Below are 17,322 nucleotides of genomic sequence, written 5' to 3' on the forward strand. Positions count from 1 at the left end.
CGTTTCACGGATCGGCCCACCTCGCCCTGCCCCGTCCCACGGATGGGCCCCCGGCCCTGCCCGCACGAAATGCAGCCCGCACCCCGAGAAAACGGGCAGGTCAACGAGATGCCCGGACCGGAGATGCGATCACCGGGGTTCGGCGATGCGATGGAGTCATGGCCACGACCAAGAGGGGCGCGGCGCGCCTGCACTGCCTCTTCGAAGCCAGCTGTGACCGGGTGCCCTCGGCAACGGCACTGGAGTGCGGGGAGCACGTCCTGACCTACGCCGAACTCGACGCCCGCGCCAATCGGCTCGCGCACCTTCTCCGTGGGCTGGGCATCGGCCAAGGGTCCCGGGTCGCGATCCTGCTGCCGCGATCGGTGGACATGTACGCCGCGCTGCTGGCGGTGGGCAAGGCGGGCGCCGCGTTCGTACCGGTCGACCCGGCGGCGCCCCCGGACCGGGTCGCCTTCATCACGGCGGACGCGCAGGTGGACGCGGTGCTGACGGTGTCCGAGCTGGCGGCCGGGCTGCCGGCGGAGGTGTCGGCGGGGGTGTCGGACCGTGTGAAGCCAAGCCTCAGGAAGCCGAACCTCCGGGAGCCGGACCGCGAGAAGCCGGATCTCGGGGAGCGGACGCGGCTGGTGGAACTCGACCGGTGCGGGGCCGCGTTGGCCTCCGTGCCGGCCACCCGGCCGGACACGCCGGATGTCCGGGGTGGGGCGACAGGCGTCCGGCGGGGAGCGGCGGGCCTGCGGGCCGACGAGCCCACCGCCTGCACGGCCGGCGACGACCCCCTCGCCTACATCATGTACACCTCGGGCTCCACCGGCCGTCCCAAGGGCGTGGCCATCGCGCACTCCAGCATCTGCAACTTCCTCGACGTCGTCCCGGACATCTACGACATACGTCTGGAAGACCGGGTCCACCAGGGCATGATCATCGCGTTCGACTTCTCCATCGAGGAGATCTGGCCGACCTGGACGGTCGGCGCAACCCTCGTCGCAGGGCCTGTCGGCTCCGGAACCGGGCTGTTCGGCGCCGAACTGGCCGACGCGCTGGAGGAGTCCGGGATCACGGTGCTCTACTGCGTACCGACGCTGCTGGCGACGATCCCCAGGGACCTGCCGGGGATCCGTACCATCGTGGTGGGCGGCGAAGCCTGCCCGGCTCAGCTCGTCGAGCGGTGGAGCCGGCCGGGGCGCCGGATCCTCAACACGTACGGGCCGACGGAGACGACCGTCACCGCGACCGTCACGGAACTCCGGCCGGGGCGGCCGGTCACGATCGGCACATCGCTGCCCACCTACACGGTGGTGCTGCTGGACGACCGTCGCCGGTTGGTCCCCGCGGGGGCGGTCGGCGAAATCTGTGTCGGCGGTCCCGGTGTCGCCCGGGGCTATGTGGGGCGTCCGGAACTGACCGCGGAACGCTTCATCGAGCACCCGCTGGCCCCCCTGGGCAGCCGGCTCTACCGCACCGGCGACCTCGGCCGGCTCACGGCGGACGGCGAGATCGAGTTCCTGGGGCGGGCCGACGACGAGGTCAAGGTCCGGGGATACCGCGTCGATCTCGGCGAGATCGACAATGTGCTGCTCGAAGATCCCGGCGTGGCCGAGGCTGCCACCGCGCTCGTCGCGATACCGGACCAGAACGGAGCGGGGAACCGCCGGGAGCTGTCCGCATACGTGGTGCCGACGACACATGGCACGGCGCGGCGGACCGGCACGGTGCGGTCCGGGACGGGGGACGAGGATGCCCTGATCGCCCGCCTGCACGGGCACCTGCGGCAGCGGCTCCCCGCCTATATGGTCCCGCACTTCCTCGACATCCTGCCTCGGCTGCCCGCCTTGCCGAGCGGCAAGGTGGACCGGAAGCAGCTGCCCGCCCCGACCGGCCGACGGCTGGTCAGCGGGGGGCGTGTGAAGGCCCCGCGGGGCGAGTTGGAGACCCAGGTGCGGGACGTCTGGGCGGAGGTCTTCGGCATCGCCCCCGACGCGCTGTCCACCGAGGCGGACTTCTTCGTCGATCTCGGCGGGCACTCGCTGCTCGCCGCCCAGGCCGTGTCGCTGCTCCGCGGCCGGGGCATCGGGGCCGGCGTCGGCCCCACCCTGCGTGACCTCTACGCCAACCCGACCGTGGGCCGGCTCGCCGCACGCCTGGACACGCCGGACGACACCGCCAGGATGCGCGGCGAGGGCCCGGCCACTGCTGTCGACGGCTCGCCCTCGACACCCCTGGCCCGCCCCCATCCGCTCCGGCACGGCAGCGGCCGGATCGCCGCCGCCGGTCTGGTCCAGGCCGGAGTGATCTACCTCCTGCTCTCCCTCATCACCCTCCCCTTCGCCGGTGTCGACAGCTGGCAGGGGGGACAGGTCACCATCGGGACGGTCCCCGTGCAGTCCGTACTCGCGGCACTCATCAGCTACTTCGGCATCCGCTGGCTGCTGCCCGCCGTCCTCGCCCGCCCCCTCGCCGCCGGCATCCGGCCGGGCCGATACCCCCTGTGGGGCGCGACCTACATCCGCCTCTGGGCGCTCGCACTGCTGCTGAGAGTCAGCCCGCTGCCCGAACTGAGCGGCTCCCCCCTGGTGGGATGCTATCTGCGGCTGCTGGGCGCCCGGATCGGGCCGCGGACGACCCTCGCCACCAGCGCCGTCCCGCTGCCGTCCCTGCTCCAGGTCGGCGCGGACGCCTCGGTCGGCTACGGCGTCACGCTGGGCGCCTGGCGGGTGGCGGACGGCTGGGTGACGGTCGCCCCGATCGACATCGGCCCCCGCGCCTACGTGGGCGCGCACGCGGTGCTGGAGCCGGGCGCCCATATGGAAGCCGGTTCCGGGCTCGGCGAGCAGTCGGTGCTCGGCGAGGGCGAGGTGGTGCCGGCCGGGGCCCGCTGGGCCGGATCGCCGCCGGTCCCGGTGGAGGCGCTGGCCCCGCACATCGAGGACATGCTGCGGGCCGGCGGCACGGCCGAGCGCCGACGGCTCCGGTATGTCGCCGCGGCGCAACTCGGCGTCGTCCTCCTCGAAATCCTCAGGCTGGCCGTCGCGCTGCCGAGCGCCGCGCTGATCTGGCTCACCTGGCTCGCCTGGGGCACTCCGCTCGCGGTCCTGGCCGCCCTCATCCTGGCTGGCCCGCTCTACGTCGTCACCGCCTGCGCCGCGATCGCCCTCGCCAAGCGGCTGGTGCTGCGCCGCTCCCCGGTCGGCACCCACCCGGTCCGTTCCGCCCTGGGCATCCGCAAGTGGCTCTCCGACAAGCTGCTGGAATCCAGCCTCGCCATCACCAACTCCCTGTACGCCACCCTCTACACCGTCCCCTGGCTACGGCTGCTGGGTGCGCGCATCGGCCCCGGTGCCGAGGTCTCCACCGCCTCCCATCTCGACCCGGACCTGCTCGCGCTCGGCGAGGGCAGCTTCGTCGCGGACATGGCGGGGGTCGGCGGCGCCGCCTTCGCGGGCGGCCGGGTCGACTGCCGACCCACCGAGATCGGCCGCCACGCGTTCGTCGGCAACGCCGCGTACCTGCCTGCCGGGACGCGGACCGGGCCGGGCTCCCTGATCGGCGTCGGCACTGTTCCTCCGCAGGACGGGGTGCCCGCCGGCACCTCCTGGCTGGGCTCGCCCGCGATCCACCTTCCGCAGCGCCAGAGCAGCGGCAACTTCCCCGAGGAACTGACGTTCCGGCCCACGCCCAAGGCGGTCCGCCGCCGCCTGGCCATCGAGTTCTTCCGCGTCACCATGCCCGCGTCCGTTCTGGGCGTGACCGCCTTCCTCTTCTTCCTCGCCCTCTCCGGCGTCGCCCACGACACCGGCCCGGCCCTCTCCGTCCTCCTCGCCCCCCTCCTCCTCATGACCGCAGGCCTGACCGTCATCGCCTACTGTGCCCTGCTCAAACGCCTCGTCATCGGAACCTACGAGCCGCACGTCGCGCCCCTGTGGAGCTGGTTCGTCCGCCGCACCGAGTTCGTCACCGGTCTCTACGAGGCGGCCGCCGTCCCGGCCGGTCTCGCCACTCTCACCGGCACCCCGTTCCTGCCGCCCGCGCTGCGCCTGTTCGGCGCGCGGATCGGCCGGCGCACGTGGATCAGCACCACCTTCCTCACCGAGTTCGACCTGGTCGAGGTCGGCGACGAGGCGGAGATCGGCACGGGCGTAAGCCTGCAGACGCACCTGTTCGAGGACCGGGTCATGAAGATGTCGAAGGTCACCGTCCGGGCAGGCGCCACCGTCGGCAGTCGCACGGTCGTGCTGTACGACGGGGTCGTCGGCGAAGGCGTCTGGCTCGACGCCCTGTCCTTGGTCATGAAGGGCGAGTACCTCACCCCCGGCACGGCATGGCGCGGCGTCCCCGCCCAGGGCCGGGCCCTCCGTCCCGCCGACGACCCGTCATCCCAGCCGACCCCTCACCACACCAGCCACTCCCGGTGACAACCACCAACCGTGGCGGTGAGTATCCATGCCACCTGCTTCCGACTTCCTCGACTCCCTCCGCCGGGCCTTCGGTGTCCGGAGCACCCCGGAACAGCCTCCGCTCCCCGCTCCCGGCGGGCGCCCCCTGGCCCTCGTCTACCGAGGCCCGGCCGCCCGCCCCGCCGGCTGCTCCGAGGCGGTCGCCGCACTGCTCGCCTCCGGCCCCTGGGACCTCGACGTCCGCTACACCGGACCGCGCGAGGAGATCCCGCTCTCCGCCGCGGCCCTGGCCCACGCCCACGTCTACGCCCAGCCCGGCGGGGGCTCCCTCTCCGCCGCGTACCGCCGCCTGAAGAAGCACACCGACGAGATCCGCGACTACGTCCACGGCGGCGGGCGCTACCTGGGCTTCTGCCTGGGCGGCTACCTGGCCGGCGCCACCCCCGGCTTCGCGCTCCTCCCCGGCGACACCGACCAATACATCGCCACGCCCGGCGCCACCGTCCACAACGACCGCGACACCCTGGTGGAAACCGCATGGCGCGGCATCCCGCGCACTCTCTACTTCCAGGACGGCCCGCACTTCATCCTCGACCGCGACGCCGACGTCACCATCCTCGCCACCTATCCGAACGGCACCATCGCCGCCCTGGTCACCCCCTTCGGCAGCGGCCGCGTCGGCGTCGTGGGCCCACACCCGGAAGCCAACGACGCCTGGTTCCTCGACGAGGGCCTCTCGGTCCACCACACCCACGACCTGGGGCTGGACCTGGTGGGGGCAGTGCTGGAGTGACCAAAGCCCGCTCCCGCACCGCAAGTTGAATGCCCGGCGTACGGGGTGGAACACGTCGTGTCCCTCGGTCGCCGCCCGGGGCCCTCGCGTTTTCCGGACAGGCGTCTGACCGTCCATTTCACGCGGGGATCCGCAACTTCTCGTACTCGGCGTGGACTACGAAGGTCGTACGGTCCGTCGCCGAGGATCGACGCCCGACCACCACCGAAGCTGACAGAGGCGCCCGGGTCCTCAGTTGCCGAGGACCTCGACCGGGTGAACCATGTCATAGGTATGGTTTGTCACGCTTCGAGTAACAAGGATGAGGTTTCGTCGAGGATTGCACGTGCGACCTGTGGAGGACTCATGTACACGACTCGATTCCGTGCACGTTCCGCCGCCGTCTGCGCCGCCACCCTGTGCGTCATGGGTGCCACGTCGCTCCCGGCCCTCGCTTCGTCGTCGTTCTCGCTGTCACCGGTCTCCACCCTGGACAGGCAGCTCCTGACCGCGGCCCATCAGGGAAACCTGTGGGAAATCACGGTCAGTCAGCAAGCTCAGCGCGCCGCGACCACCGCTTGCGTCAAGCGGGTCGGCGCCGACTTCATCCGCGACCACACCGCCCTTGACGCCGGTGTCGTCAAGACCGCGGCAAAACTCGGCGTGGCACTTCCGTCCGGGCAAACGGACGCACAGCTGAGGCAGACCGCCGCCCTCGAGGCCCTCGCCGGGACGCCCGCGTACGATGCCGCGTGGCTCAAGGCCCAGTACCCCGCCCACGTGGAGACCCTCGCGCTCATCGACAAGGAGATCACCTCGGGCACCAACCCGCTCGTGAAGTCCCTGGCCAAGAGCGCGCGCCCGGTGGTCGCACGTCACACCCAGATGGTCAACAACGGCATGTGCCACGCGTAGGCGCCCTCATCCTCGGCCGCACCGCGGCCACTCCGACGCCCGGAGCGGTTCAGCGACCTGGCGCAGATGTCGAATTGGCTTCCATGCCAAGCCCTTCGGTTGATGCCGCAAGGTAGGGGGCGACTCACGGGCGCGTACAGGTGCGCCTGGGCGCGGACAGGTGCAGGTCCGGTCGCTCGATCCTCAGCCCGGGGAGACGAAGCCGGACTCGTAGGCCGCGATGACCGCCTGTGTGCGATCCCTTGCGTCAAGTTTCGCCAGTACGGAGCTCACGTGCGACTTGACGGTCTCGGTCCCCACGACCAGGCGCGCGGCGATCTCCGCGTTGGACAGGCCGCGCGCCATGAGACGCAGCACGTCCCCCTCCCGCTCGGTCAGTGCGGCACGCTTCATGGCGGTCCGGGCCGCAGCATTGCCGTGGTCCCGGCCGTAGGAGGCGGCCAACTGCCGCACCGCGGCCGGGAACAGCAGGGAGTCGCCCTCGGCCACCAGCCGTACGGCGTGCACGATCTCCGCCGGCCGTGCCCGCTTGAGCAGGAAGCCGTCGGCACCCGCGCGTAGCGCCCCGTACACGTACTCGTCGTTCTCGAAGGTCGTCACCACCACGATCTTCGGCGGGTCCGGCACCGTGCGCAGCACCGCCTGCGTGGCCTCGATGCCGTCCATCAGCGGCATGCGCACGTCCATGACGACGACGCCGGGGCGTAGTTGTCGTACCAAGGGGATGACGGCGGCCCCGTCGGCGGCCTCGCCCACCACTTCGATGTCCGGTTGGGCCTCCAGCACAGCGCGCAGGCCGGCCCGTACGAGCGGCTCGTCGTCGACCAGGAGAACGGTGAGCGGCATCCGGTCAGCCTAGATCACCGCAGTGGCAGATCGACGTGCAGCAGCCACTGGCCGCCGACCTGCCCAGCCCGCGCCTCGCCGCCGAGCATCGCGGCACGCTCACGGATTCCGCGCAGCCCGCTGCCACCGCCCGTGCCGGCCATCGATGCCTCTGCAGGCAGCGGATTGCGTACCTCGAGGCGCAGGCGCGCCTCCTCCACAGCGATGCGGACGCCGATGCGGACGGGGCCTGCGTGCCGCAGCACGTTGGTGAGAGCCTCCTGGAGCATCCGGTAGGCCTCAAGGGAGACCGGCCCCGGAAGGTGCTCCAACGTCCCGGTCACCTCGGCGTCCACCCGCGCACCCGAAGACCGCGCGGATTCCAGCAGACGGCCCGCCTCGCCAAGAGCCGGCCGGGTACCGGCCGGCCGCCCCGTCTCGCGCAGCACGAGCAGGACCCGATCCAGGTCCTCCAGCGCGGCCCGTCCCGTCTCCTCGATGGCCTCCAGCGCCCGATCGGTGAAATCCGGGTCGCCTGCCGCCCGGGCAGCACCCGCCTGCACCACGGCCAGAGTCAGCGCGTGGCCGAGGGTGTCGTGCAACTCCCGTGCGATGTGGTTGCGTTCCAGCAGTTGTTCGGTGCGCTTCTCCAATGCGGACAGACGCTCCTTGACCGACGGCCCGAGCAGCCGGCGAGCAGCCCGGGCCATGAGCGCACCCGCCCCTGCGGCCACCAAGACGAGCGCCAGCACGGGCACCGGTGCCAGCAGGACGTACACCCAGCCCGCACCGGAAACGTGCAGGATCGGGTCGGCGAGGCCGGGATCCTCGGCGGTCGCCCCGGCAAGCGACAGCGCAAGCGTCATCAACTCGTTGGTCACCAAGGCCATGGCGAGCCCCGTTTCCAGACGCAGGACCAGCCAGGCACCGGTTCTGGCCCGGTCGGTCCACGAAGCAGAGGAGACGGTGGAGACACCCGGGTCCTCGTCGGTCCTCACACGAGCGTGAGGACCGGGAAACAACATCAGCCGCGCCTGCAGCCCCTCCGCACGGCGGACCGAGGGCACCACGGCGGCGGCCAGGACCAGGGGGACCGGAAGGACCGCGATCAGCAACCAGTCGTCCAGCGACGGGTCAGTCAGCCCCGGACAGACCATGGCGCAGGCGAACGGCACGATCGCACCCACCAGCATGTGCAGCCAGCGGGTGTACGTCACCGCACGTGTCAGCGGCAGCAGGAGGCCAGGCATGCCGTCATCGTGGCAGAGCGGCAGGGGCCGGCGTCTCCCCCGCGTGGGGGAGACGCTCTCCTCCAGCGGGGGATGCCCGGCCGCGCTGCCCCGGCCACGCTGAGGCCATGACCAGCATCGACGTCGAAGACCTCACCAAGGAGTACGGCGGCACCCGGGCCGTCGACCGTCTGACGTGCAGCATCGGACCAGGCCGGGTCACCGGGTTCCTCGGCCCCAACGGCGCAGGCAAGTCCACCACCATGCGACTCGTCCTCGGCCTCGACCACCCCACCTCCGGCACCGCCACGGTCGACGGCCGCCCCTACGCAGCGATTCACGAGCCACTGCGCACGGTAGGCGCCCTGCTGGACGCGCAGGCGGCCCACGGTTCCCGCACCGCCCATGACCATCTGCGCTTCCTCGCCGTCAGCAACCGCGTCCCGACCCGCCGCGTGGACGAGGTCCTTCAGGACACTGGTCTCGCCCCCGTGGCACACCGCCGCATCAGAACCTTCTCGCTCGGCATGCGCCAGCGGCTCGGCATCGCCACCGCGCTCCTCGGTGATCCGCCCGTGCTCATGCTGGACGAGCCCACCAACGGCCTCGACCCGGAAGGGATCGTCTGGATCCGCCACTTGCTGCGCCGACTCGCCCGCGAAGGCCGTACGGTCCTGGTCTCCAGCCACCTGATGAACGAGACCGCGGCCTTCGCCGACCACCTCGTCGTCCTCGGCCGCGGCCGGCTCCTCGCCGATATCCCCACACAGGACTTCATCGAACAGCACAGCCACGCGCGCGTACGCATGCGCACCAGAGACCCCGCCCGGCTGCGGGCCACACTGCTGGCCCAGGGACACACAGTCGCGGAAGACGACGACGGCCGATGGGTGGTCGAAGGCGCCACAGCCGAGCAGGTCGGAGCCGTCGCCGCCCGGGAGGGCATCCCCGTTCTCGAACTCACCGACGAACGCGCCTCCTTGGAGCAGGCCTATTTCGCTCTCACGACGGCCGAGACGGAATTCGCCGCCGCGGCTCCCACGTCCGCGACCGTCCAGCAGGAGGCCTGACCATGTCCGTCACCGCGGTGCTCCACTCCGAGTGGATCAAGATCAGGTCCGTGCGGGCGAGCTTCGGATCGCTCATCGCGGTCTTCGCCGCCACGCTGGCCATCACCCTGCTCGTCTTCGCCACCGTCGGCCGGGCGGAGGCGCAAGGTGGCGGGGATCCCGTCTTCGGGGCCTTCTACGCGATCAACTTCGCGCAGATCGCCGCGATCGCCTTCGGGGTCACCGCCGTCTCCTCCGAGTACGCGGGCGATGCCCTGCGGATCTCCCTGTCGGCCGTGCCGCACCGGGGCCTGTTCTACGTGGCCAAAACGGCAATCGTGGCCACCGCCGCCCTCGTCGTAGGGCTCGCCACCGGGTTCACCACGTTCTTTGTGGGCCAGGCGTTCCTGGGGCAGTACGCCATCGGCCTCGGCGAGCCAGGAGCACTGCGGGCCTGCATCGGCGCGGGGATCTACCTCACTTTGATGGCCCTGTTCGCCGTGGGACTCACCTTCCTGCTGCGCAGCGCCGTCGCGGTGCTCAGCCTGCTCGTCCCGTTCATCCTGATCGTGTCCTTCGTGGTCGGAGACATCGCCGAGGGCGCCGCCGCCTGTCTTCCGGACCGTGCTGGACAACAAGTCCTGCACCAGGACCCGGCGGGAGGCCTCGGCCCTTTGACAGGTCTCGCAGTGACGGCGCTGTGGGCGGCAGCCGCGCTCCTGGCCGGTTGGCGGGCCGTGCGCCGACGCGATGCCTGACACTCCGGTACGTGTCACTCTCCCCGAGCGGGTGACGGCACCATGAGCGAGTTCATTTCAACCTGGCGGCGCGGTCCGTCCCGTTCGTCCGTCCCGTTCGGTCCTTGGGAAGTCCTTTTCTGAACCGGCCTTCCGGGCGGGTGGTGTTGGACGGCCCGTCGACTTCGACGCGCATTCGACCGGCACGCTCCGGCCGTGCGGGATGCTGCCGGTCCGGAGGCATCTGCATCGCCCAGGACGGGGTGTGTGGCGGGCGCGGCCTCTTCACCTCGGCCTCTCGGCTGCGGCCGCGGCCATTCCCAAGCAACTTCGATCAATAACTCACAGTGAGTATCTCATCACTCTAACGGGTGGCATCGGATGGCGGCTCCATCCACCCCGTTCCTAGCCTGGGCTCATGCGTTCGATTCGACTGGAACGCATGAACCACTCAAGGAGGTCAAACCATGACCCGCACCAAGCTCCTCGCCCTGGCCGCCGCCCCCGTCCTGGCCGTCGCCCTGGCGTCCCCCGCACTGGCCATGAGCATGACCGACCCGCCCCCCGTCGCAAGCAGTTCGGTCGAGTCCATCGCGGGCGGCCAAACCAAGGTCGTCACGGTCACCTGCCCCGCGGGCACCGGTGCCCTCAGCGGTGGCTGGAACGTGTCCTCCGCCAGCATCGACGTGACGGGCAACCGTGCGGTGAGCCCGACACAGTGGCAGATCCAGTTCCAGAACGAGTCGCAGCAGTCCGGCAGCGTGCAGGCTTTCGCTCGCTGCGCGCTCTGACGGCGGGTACTCGCCGTGGCAGGCCTTCCCGTTCACTACCAGGGGTGCTGAACGGGAAGGCCCTCGCCGCCGCGGACTCGATCCTGGCTCAGGGGATGAGGGGGAGCTTGCCGACGATCTTGTCGACGCGGTTGCGCGGGCCGACGATGCTGACCGCGCAGTAGTCCATGTCCTCGGTCTGGGTCTTGCCCACGGCGGCGATGAAGTCGCTGTAGACGCGGGTGCTCTGAACGCCGCGAAGTCGCCGACGTGCAGACCACGATGGTCTACGAGCACGTTCAGCCCCGCTGCATCGAGCCGACCCGTCCGGATCGCCCCCGCTCCTCGCGCAAAGCCCGCTGACCGGTCTGCTCACCGCGCTCGCGCATCCGACCGCCATGACCACCGGCACGGCGGCAGGCCTGATTGAGCGATCAGGAAGGGCGGTTGAAGGAGCCAGTCGGCTCAGGACGGTGGACCTCAGGCTCAGGGGCGAAGTCAGAGAGACAGCGCACGCACGAGCGCGGCTCGGTCTGCCGGTGCCCCGTGCGCCGGGAGCACGACCTCGACCGGCAGCGCGAGCAGCGGGCGCAGTCTTTCGACGACCTGCTGGCGTGTGACGCCGCCCCGCAGCCAGTCGTTGATCTGCAGGCCGTGGCCGAAGTCGACCAGAGTGTCTCCGGGGATGAGGGCCGCTGCGCGGTCGGCCCAGAGCACAAGGTCGTTGTGCTCCCTGCCGGCAAGCGCCTCGATCCCCATCGGAAGCCGGTCGCCCGCCGCGTACAGATGCCCTTTGCCGCTGTCCCCGGTGAAAAGCCAGGCGACGTCAGGGCTGCCGCCGCCGGCCTGCTCGTGCGTGATGCCGAACTTGCGCACGAGGTCGTCTGCGGTGTCGGGCGGTGGCACGAACACCGGCGTGTCGAGGCTCTCGACCAGGCTCCGCGTGTCGCGCTCGTGCCACGGCGCGGTGAGCACCACCACCGGCTCACGGTCGGCGGCGAGTTCGAGGAGTTCGTCCGGCACGGACAGCGGGTCGAAAAGGAGAAGACGGGCGCCGTCGTCGATGGCGTACGACGACACCCGCTGCGGCCACCGTTCGTCCTGCGTCCAGTCCGGGTGCGGCGCCTGCCAGTGCCAGACACCGGTCGCCACTTCGCGCATGCGTGGACCCTACTGGCGCTCGGCGTCCGGTGAACACCCTTCAGAATCCGCGAAGTCACGGCTGACGGAGCCGCCCGAGGCCCCCTCCCGGCCCGGGGGAGGGGGCCTCGTATGACCTGAGCGGCAAGGCATTTGGCCCCCGCGCGGCCCGTCCGGCCCGGAACCGGCGGGCCGACGTCGCGGGGTAAGTGGAACCTACGCCTCCCTCGACCGAAACGGAAGACCTAATTCCTCTTGTTCTTCGACGTGTACCGACGCAATCTGAACCCCCCACGCACTGCAACACCTGAACCCCCCACGCACTGCAAGGGAGCAGACCATGGGCCGCGCCACTGAGACCCACCGCGTCGTCGAGTACTGGACGGACAAGGGCACCCACGTGATCTTCCCGGTCGAGCGAAGCGAGGAAGTCGACCGCATGACCGACCGGCAGGTGATCGCGGAGTACGGGGACCCCGAGGCCGGGGCGGTCAAGCGCGTCGCCCCATAAGCGGGTCGCCGACTCGCCGCGTGCGCGGACGGTCCACGGAGCCGCGCGGCCGACGTGGTGCGGGGCGGAGGCAGTTGCCCTTCAACACGGGCGCGGGCAGGGGCGGCGAGCGGACCGGCTCAGCCGTCCGGCCACCACACACGTGCGATGTCCTTGCGCACCTCTTTGCGCTCGACCGGGCGCTCGTCGGCCTCATCGCGCACTCGGCGGGAGTCGGACCTCTTCAGGGGCTTGTGCACGGTCACTCGGCGCATGGCTGCCTCCTTGTGTCTACCGGGTTCCGCGTTTGGGTGGAGGTAGACCCTTTTGGCGAGGGTTGCTCATAGATGGCTGTCTGTCTGTGGCGGCTGTCACGATTCGACTGTCAGTGGTGCCTGTCACCCTGGGGTCATGACCAGGCATATGACCAGGTACATGACCAAGAACATGGCCAGGAACAACCGCTCCGAAACCTCGGGGGGCGGCTCGGGCGTGGACTGGGACGCCGCGGCCGCCGCCTTCGACGACGAGGCGGACCACGGGCTGCGCGATCCCGTGGTGCGTGAGGCGTGGGACGCGCGCATGGGCGAGTGGCTGCCGCAGCAGCCCGGTGACGTGCTGGACCTGGGCTGCGGCACCGGCAGCCTGTCACTCCTCGCCGCCGAGCGGGGGCACCGGGTGACCGGTGTCGACCTGTCTCCGGCCATGGTCGCCCTCGCCCGGGCCAAGCTGGCCGGCCGTGACGCCGTGTTCCTGGTCGGTGACGCGGCGGCCCCTCCCGTCGGCGAGCAGCTCTTCGACGTCATCCTCGTCCGTCATGTGCTGTGGGCCCTGCCGGATCCGGGCCGGGCGCTGCGGCACTGGCGGGGACTGCTGCGTCCCTCGGGCACCTCCCATGCGGTCGGCAGCGGGGGAGGACGCCTGGTGCTGGTGGAGGGAGTGTGGGGGACGACAAGTCCGGTGGGCGTGCCCGCGGACCGACTGACCGCCCTCCTCGCACCCCTCGTGCGGGACATACGTGTCGAGTCGCTGTCGCACGACGCCCGGCTGTGGGGGAAAGAGGTGGACGACGAGCGGTACGCGGTGGTGGCGGTGACCTGACCGCCGGCGGCTCAGGCCAGCAGGTTCCCGAATCCGTCCCCGCGGGCGAGGAGTTCGAGGGCGTCCAGGGCGCGCACGGCGGCCTCGGCGGCGTGCGGGTCCCGTGTCGCCAGGCCGCTCGCCGCGAACTCGTCCTCGTCCAGGCGGAGTACGGTACCGCCGTCCGCTGAACGCCACAGGTCCAGGTCGAGGTCCTCGACGACCAGTTCGCCGCCGGAGAGCGCGGCGGGGCGGGTGATGTCGCAGTACCAGCCCTTCAGGGTGCCCTGCCCCGTGCGTACCTCCTTGACGGCGTACCAGCGGTCGCGCCAGTAGTACTCGGTGAAGACGTCACCGGGCTCGAACCGTACGAAGCCGAAGTCGCGCACGCCGTCGCCCGCCCAGGGCGCGCGGACGGTGATCCGGGTGCCGTCGTCGTGCAGCAGCTCAGCGGGGTAACGGATCTTCACACGGCCCGACTTGACGAGGGCGACGTCCACCCGGGCCGCGGAGTCAGCCGAGTTCGCGGACATGGCGCACCTCTGTCGCGCGGATCTCGTAGCCGAACCACTTGTTGATCGCGATCATCGGGCCGTTGCCGGCGTCGTTGCCGGTGAACGCCTCGATGTACCCGGCGGCCCGGGCGCGGTGCAGGGAGTGGTTCTTGGCGAGCTTGGCCAGGCCCCGGCCGCGGAAGGCACGGGCGGTGCCGGTCATCACCGTGCCGTAGCGGACGCCTCCGTCGGTGCGGGCCATGCTGAAGGCGACGGGACGGCCGTCGACCACCGCGACCGAGGTCAGCTCCGGGCTGAACAGGGGGTGCCGCCAGGTCTCCTCGAGCCAGACCTCGTATTCGGTGAACTCATGGCCGATGTCGCTCGGTTCGTCGGAGATCGTCTCCGCGTCGAGACGGAAGAGGGGACGGGGGTCGTCGGCGAAGTCCGATCCCGTGCGCAGTTCGACACCCTGCGGGGCCTCCTCGAGTGGGGGCAGGTCGTGGTTCGCGAGGTCGAGGCGGAGGAAGTGCGCCGAGCGGCTCGGGCGATAGCCGTGTCGTTCGGCGAAGGCGCGGTTGCCCGGCTCGTCCAGGACCCAGGCGAAGACGGTGGTGGCGCCCACGGAGGCCAGATACTCCTCACCGGCCCGCACGAGAAGCGATCCCGCGCCGCGACGGGTGCGATCCGGCTGCACGTAGATGTTGAGGTACGCCTGGCCGGGCTCCGAGCTGTCGTGAGCGAGACCCACCTGGGCCGTCCCGATCGTCTCGCCGTCCTCCTCGGCCACGAGCGGGCGGTAGTGGGCGTCGGGGTGCATATGGCCGATGTCGTAGGCGATCGACTCCGGGGTGAACAGAACGAAGGGGAGGGCCAGTCGCCGGACCCGGGCGAATCCCTCGGCGTCGGCTCGTACGGAGGGGTGTAGGTCGCGCACGCTGATGGTCATGGGCGTGCACGCTACGCGGGGCCAGTAGGGGAGTCCTCCCAATTTTCCGCGGGTGCGGGACAATCGGCGCGTGACCTTGAAGATCCACATCACGGAGGCGGGTGCGCCGTACGAGCAGGTGCGCGCACAGATCGCCGAACAGGCCCGGTCGGGGGCGCTCCCGGTGGGATACCGGCTGCCGACCGTGCGCGGGCTCGCCGAGTCGCTCGGTCTCGCGCCCAACACGGTGGCCAAGGCCTACCGCGCGCTGGAGACGGACGGGGTGATCGAGACGCGGGGGCGCAACGGCACGTTCGTGGCTGCCGCAGGCTCGGCCGCAGAGCGGGAGGCGGCGGCAGCCGCGCAGGCCTACGCCGAGCGGGTGCACCGCCTCGGGCTCAGCGAGGCCGAGAGCCTGGCAGCGGCCCGGGACGCCCTGCGGGCGGCCTACGGAGGGTAGCCGCACCTTCCGGAGCCGGGTTCACAGCTGTGCCGGGTCCGCCGTCCGCAGACGCCGTGGCGTGCGGGTCACCGCCAGGCCTCCCGTCGCCGCCACCCGGGCGAACACCGATGCGTCCAGGACCGCCGCCGCGTGCGGGTCGTTGTTGAAGTAGGCGTAGACGTCCTGTTCGTCGGGCCAGGCGGCCGCGATGCGGTGGACCCAGGAGATCAGGGACCGGCGGCCGTAGTGCGGCCACGGCCGGGCGCGGCCCGCGTGGAAGCGGACGTATCCCCAGTCGGCGGTCCGCCACAGCGGGGTGACCGGGCGGGAGAGCACATCGGCCCAGCACAGCGCCGCGCCCCTGGCCTCCAGCACCTCGCGCACCTGCGGGGTCCACCAGGAGTCGTGGCGCGGTTCGACCGCCACCCGGGTGCCGGGCGCGAAGCAGGCGAGGCAGTCGTCCAGGAGGCCCGGGTCGGCGCGCAGATTGGGCGGCAGCTGGAGCAGGATGGGGCCGATCCGGTCGCCGAGTCCCGCCGCGTGGCTCATCAGGCGGTGCACCGGCTCCTCGGGCTCCTTCAGCCGCTTGATGTGGGTCAGATAGCGGCTCGCCTTGACCGCCACCACGAAGTCCGGCGGAACCCGCTCTCGCCACGCCTCGAAGGTCTCCTGCGACGGCAACCGGTAGAACGCGTTGTTGATCTCGACCGTGGCGAACCGTCGCGCGTACTCCTCCAGCCACAGCCGCATGGGCACGTCGGCGGGGTACAGGACGTCGCGCCAGTCCTTGTACTGCCACCCCGACGTGCCGACGAACAGGGTCATACGTCCATCAAAGCACCGACAGCGGGCTTCCACCGGCGGGACTACAGGTACAGCCCCGAGTCCGCTCCCGCCCGCGGGTCCGGCACCGACGCCGGAGATGTGCCCCGCCGCAGCGCGTACAACTCCGCCAGCGACGCCCCGTCGCGGCCGACGCCCTCGTCCCGGCCCAGCCAGCCCACCGCCTCGGAGCGGGTCAGGTGGCCGACCTCGATCCGGGCCAGGCAGCGGCCGGGGCGGACGACGGCCGGGTGCAGGCGCTCCAGGTCCTCGTTCGTGGTGACGCCCACCAGGACGTTCCTGCCCTGCCCGAGCAGTCCGTCCGTCAGGTTCAGCAGCCGGGACAGCGCCTGGCCCGCCGTGTGCTTGGCCTCGCCGCGGATCAGTTCGTCACAGTCCTCCAGCAGGAGCAGACGCCAGCGGCCCTTGCCCGCCCCGTCCTCCTCGCCGATCGCGATGTCCATGAGGTAACCGACGTCCGAGAACAGACGTTCGGGGTCCAGTACACAGTCCACCTGGCACCAGTCACGCCACGAGCGGGCCAGTGTGCGCAGCGCCGAGGTCTTGCCCGTGCCCGGCGGACCGTGGAGCAGCAGCAGACGGCCCCCGATGTCCTCGGGCGTCGTCTTCATCAGACGGTCCATGGCATCCGCCACCGGCGCCGTGTAGTTGGCCCGGACCTCCTCCCAGGTGCCGGCCGTGATCTGACGTGTCGTGCGGTGCGGGCCCCGCCTCGGCGACACGTACCAGAACCCCATGGTCACGTTCTCCGGCTGCGGCTCGGGTTCGTCCGCCGCGCCGTCCGTCGCCTGGCTGAGCACCTGTTCGGCCAGTTCGGCGGTGGTCGCGGTCACCGTGACGTCCGCGCCGCGGTTCCAGCGCGAGATCAGCAACGTCCAGCCCTCGCCCTCCGCGAGCGTGGCGCTGCGGTCGTCGTCGCGGGCGAGCCGCAGCACCCGGGCACCCGGTGGCAGAAGCGTGGCCCCGGAGCGTACGCGGTCGATGTTCGCCGCGTGCGAGTACGGCTGCTCGCCCGCCGCGAAGCGGCCGAGGAACAGCGCGTCGACGATGTCGGAGGGTGAGTCGCTGTCGTCGACGTTGAGCCGGATCGGCAGCGCGTCGTGTGGGTTCGCGGACATGCCGCCATGATCCGGCACGTGGGCGCCCCGTGCATCCGGTTTCCGAGGTGCGTCGGGTGTGTCGGCTGTGTCCCGTGCTTCCGGTACGTCCTG

Annotated in this window: 18 protein-coding genes; 9 read left to right on the top strand and 9 right to left on the bottom strand. The window is 71.1% G+C overall.

Features of this window, described 5'->3' with window-relative positions; all coding sequences use genetic code 11:
• Positions 1 to 158 precede the first annotated feature (158 nt).
• The 3 genes from ACQEXA_RS42015 to ACQEXA_RS42025 all read left to right on the top strand — a co-directional run bounded on the left by ACQEXA_RS42015 (position 159) and on the right by ACQEXA_RS42025 (position 6,084).
• Positions 159 to 4,415 (top strand): Pls/PosA family non-ribosomal peptide synthetase, encoded by a 4,257-nt coding sequence (locus tag ACQEXA_RS42015; protein WP_432926067.1) that lies wholly within the window; start codon positions 159 to 161, stop codon positions 4,413 to 4,415.
• Between the two features lie 28 nt (positions 4,416 to 4,443).
• Positions 4,444 to 5,190, top strand: coding sequence for a BPL-N domain-containing protein (locus ACQEXA_RS42020; RefSeq protein ID WP_432926065.1), 747 nt, complete (start codon positions 4,444 to 4,446; stop codon positions 5,188 to 5,190).
• Between the two features lie 345 nt (positions 5,191 to 5,535).
• Positions 5,536 to 6,084 (top strand): DUF4142 domain-containing protein, encoded by a 549-nt coding sequence (locus tag ACQEXA_RS42025; protein ID WP_432926063.1) that lies wholly within the window; start codon positions 5,536 to 5,538, stop codon positions 6,082 to 6,084.
• A 183-nt stretch (positions 6,085 to 6,267) separates the two neighbouring features.
• Here the strand turns inward: ACQEXA_RS42025 and ACQEXA_RS42030 are convergent, their stop codons facing one another.
• Positions 6,268 to 6,930, bottom strand: a complete 663-nt coding sequence (locus ACQEXA_RS42030; protein ID WP_432926061.1) for a response regulator transcription factor — start codon at positions 6,928 to 6,930, stop codon at positions 6,268 to 6,270.
• A 14-nt stretch (positions 6,931 to 6,944) separates the two neighbouring features.
• Complete coding sequence (locus ACQEXA_RS42035) at positions 6,945 to 8,159, bottom strand: sensor histidine kinase (protein ID WP_432926059.1); 1,215 nt, start codon at positions 8,157 to 8,159, stop codon at positions 6,945 to 6,947.
• A 107-nt stretch (positions 8,160 to 8,266) separates the two neighbouring features.
• On the opposite strand from ACQEXA_RS42035, the gene ACQEXA_RS42040 reads away from it, so the two are divergent.
• From ACQEXA_RS42040 to ACQEXA_RS42050, 3 genes are all read left to right on the top strand, one after another.
• On the top strand, positions 8,267 to 9,208 hold the full coding sequence (locus ACQEXA_RS42040) for an ABC transporter ATP-binding protein (RefSeq protein WP_432926058.1): 942 nt from the start codon (positions 8,267 to 8,269) through the stop codon (positions 9,206 to 9,208).
• A gap of 2 nt (positions 9,209 to 9,210) precedes the next feature.
• Positions 9,211 to 9,945 (top strand): ABC transporter permease, encoded by a 735-nt coding sequence (locus ACQEXA_RS42045; RefSeq protein WP_432926056.1) that lies wholly within the window; start codon positions 9,211 to 9,213, stop codon positions 9,943 to 9,945.
• A gap of 446 nt (positions 9,946 to 10,391) precedes the next feature.
• The gene (locus ACQEXA_RS42050; RefSeq protein ID WP_432926055.1) at positions 10,392 to 10,715 is read left to right on the top strand and encodes a hypothetical protein; all 324 of its coding nucleotides are present in this window, start codon (positions 10,392 to 10,394) and stop codon (positions 10,713 to 10,715) included.
• 88 nt (positions 10,716 to 10,803) lie between these two features.
• On the opposite strand, the gene ACQEXA_RS42055 is transcribed toward ACQEXA_RS42050, so the two are convergent.
• Both ACQEXA_RS42055 and ACQEXA_RS42060 read right to left on the bottom strand, forming a co-directional pair.
• The gene (locus ACQEXA_RS42055; protein WP_432926053.1) at positions 10,804 to 10,908 is read right to left on the bottom strand and encodes a DUF2000 family protein; all 105 of its coding nucleotides are present in this window, start codon (positions 10,906 to 10,908) and stop codon (positions 10,804 to 10,806) included.
• A 284-nt stretch (positions 10,909 to 11,192) separates the two neighbouring features.
• Positions 11,193 to 11,855 (bottom strand): hypothetical protein, encoded by a 663-nt coding sequence (locus ACQEXA_RS42060; RefSeq protein WP_432926051.1) that lies wholly within the window; start codon positions 11,853 to 11,855, stop codon positions 11,193 to 11,195.
• Between the two features lie 319 nt (positions 11,856 to 12,174).
• On the opposite strand from ACQEXA_RS42060, the gene ACQEXA_RS42065 reads away from it, so the two are divergent.
• Entirely contained in the window at positions 12,175 to 12,345 is a 171-nt protein-coding gene (locus ACQEXA_RS42065; RefSeq protein WP_432926049.1) for a hypothetical protein, read from the top strand.
• 119 nt (positions 12,346 to 12,464) lie between these two features.
• Here the strand turns inward: ACQEXA_RS42065 and ACQEXA_RS42070 are convergent, their stop codons facing one another.
• Positions 12,465 to 12,599: a hypothetical protein gene (locus tag ACQEXA_RS42070; RefSeq protein WP_432926047.1), complete on the bottom strand. Its 135-nt coding sequence runs from the start codon at positions 12,597 to 12,599 to the stop codon at positions 12,465 to 12,467.
• A gap of 172 nt (positions 12,600 to 12,771) precedes the next feature.
• On the opposite strand from ACQEXA_RS42070, the gene ACQEXA_RS42075 reads away from it, so the two are divergent.
• Positions 12,772 to 13,425: a class I SAM-dependent methyltransferase gene (locus ACQEXA_RS42075; RefSeq protein WP_432939032.1), complete on the top strand. Its 654-nt coding sequence runs from the start codon at positions 12,772 to 12,774 to the stop codon at positions 13,423 to 13,425.
• Positions 13,426 to 13,436: 11 nt separating this feature from the next.
• Here ACQEXA_RS42075 and ACQEXA_RS42080 read toward each other — a convergent pair whose 3' ends face one another.
• Entirely contained in the window at positions 13,437 to 13,937 is a 501-nt protein-coding gene (locus ACQEXA_RS42080; protein WP_432926045.1) for a DUF402 domain-containing protein, read from the bottom strand.
• Entirely contained in the window at positions 13,918 to 14,847 is a 930-nt protein-coding gene (locus ACQEXA_RS42085; protein ID WP_433132683.1) for an N-acetyltransferase family protein, read from the bottom strand. Before ACQEXA_RS42085 ends, ACQEXA_RS42080 begins: the two co-directional genes overlap by 20 nt.
• 70 nt (positions 14,848 to 14,917) lie before the next feature.
• Between ACQEXA_RS42085 and ACQEXA_RS42090 the strand changes: the two genes are divergently transcribed.
• Positions 14,918 to 15,286, top strand: a complete 369-nt coding sequence (locus tag ACQEXA_RS42090; protein ID WP_359391688.1) for a GntR family transcriptional regulator — start codon at positions 14,918 to 14,920, stop codon at positions 15,284 to 15,286.
• Positions 15,287 to 15,307: 21 nt separating this feature from the next.
• Here ACQEXA_RS42090 and ACQEXA_RS42095 read toward each other — a convergent pair whose 3' ends face one another.
• Both ACQEXA_RS42095 and ACQEXA_RS42100 read right to left on the bottom strand, forming a co-directional pair.
• Complete coding sequence (locus tag ACQEXA_RS42095) at positions 15,308 to 16,093, bottom strand: DUF72 domain-containing protein (protein ID WP_432926041.1); 786 nt, start codon at positions 16,091 to 16,093, stop codon at positions 15,308 to 15,310.
• 41 nt (positions 16,094 to 16,134) lie between these two features.
• Positions 16,135 to 17,229, bottom strand: a complete 1,095-nt coding sequence (locus ACQEXA_RS42100; protein ID WP_432926039.1) for a DUF5925 domain-containing protein — start codon at positions 17,227 to 17,229, stop codon at positions 16,135 to 16,137.
• Positions 17,230 to 17,322 lie beyond the last annotated feature (93 nt).

It is taken from the genome of Streptomyces sp. CA-106110, assembly GCF_050936285.1.
In the GTDB taxonomy this organism is placed as follows: domain Bacteria; phylum Actinomycetota; class Actinomycetes; order Streptomycetales; family Streptomycetaceae; genus Streptomyces.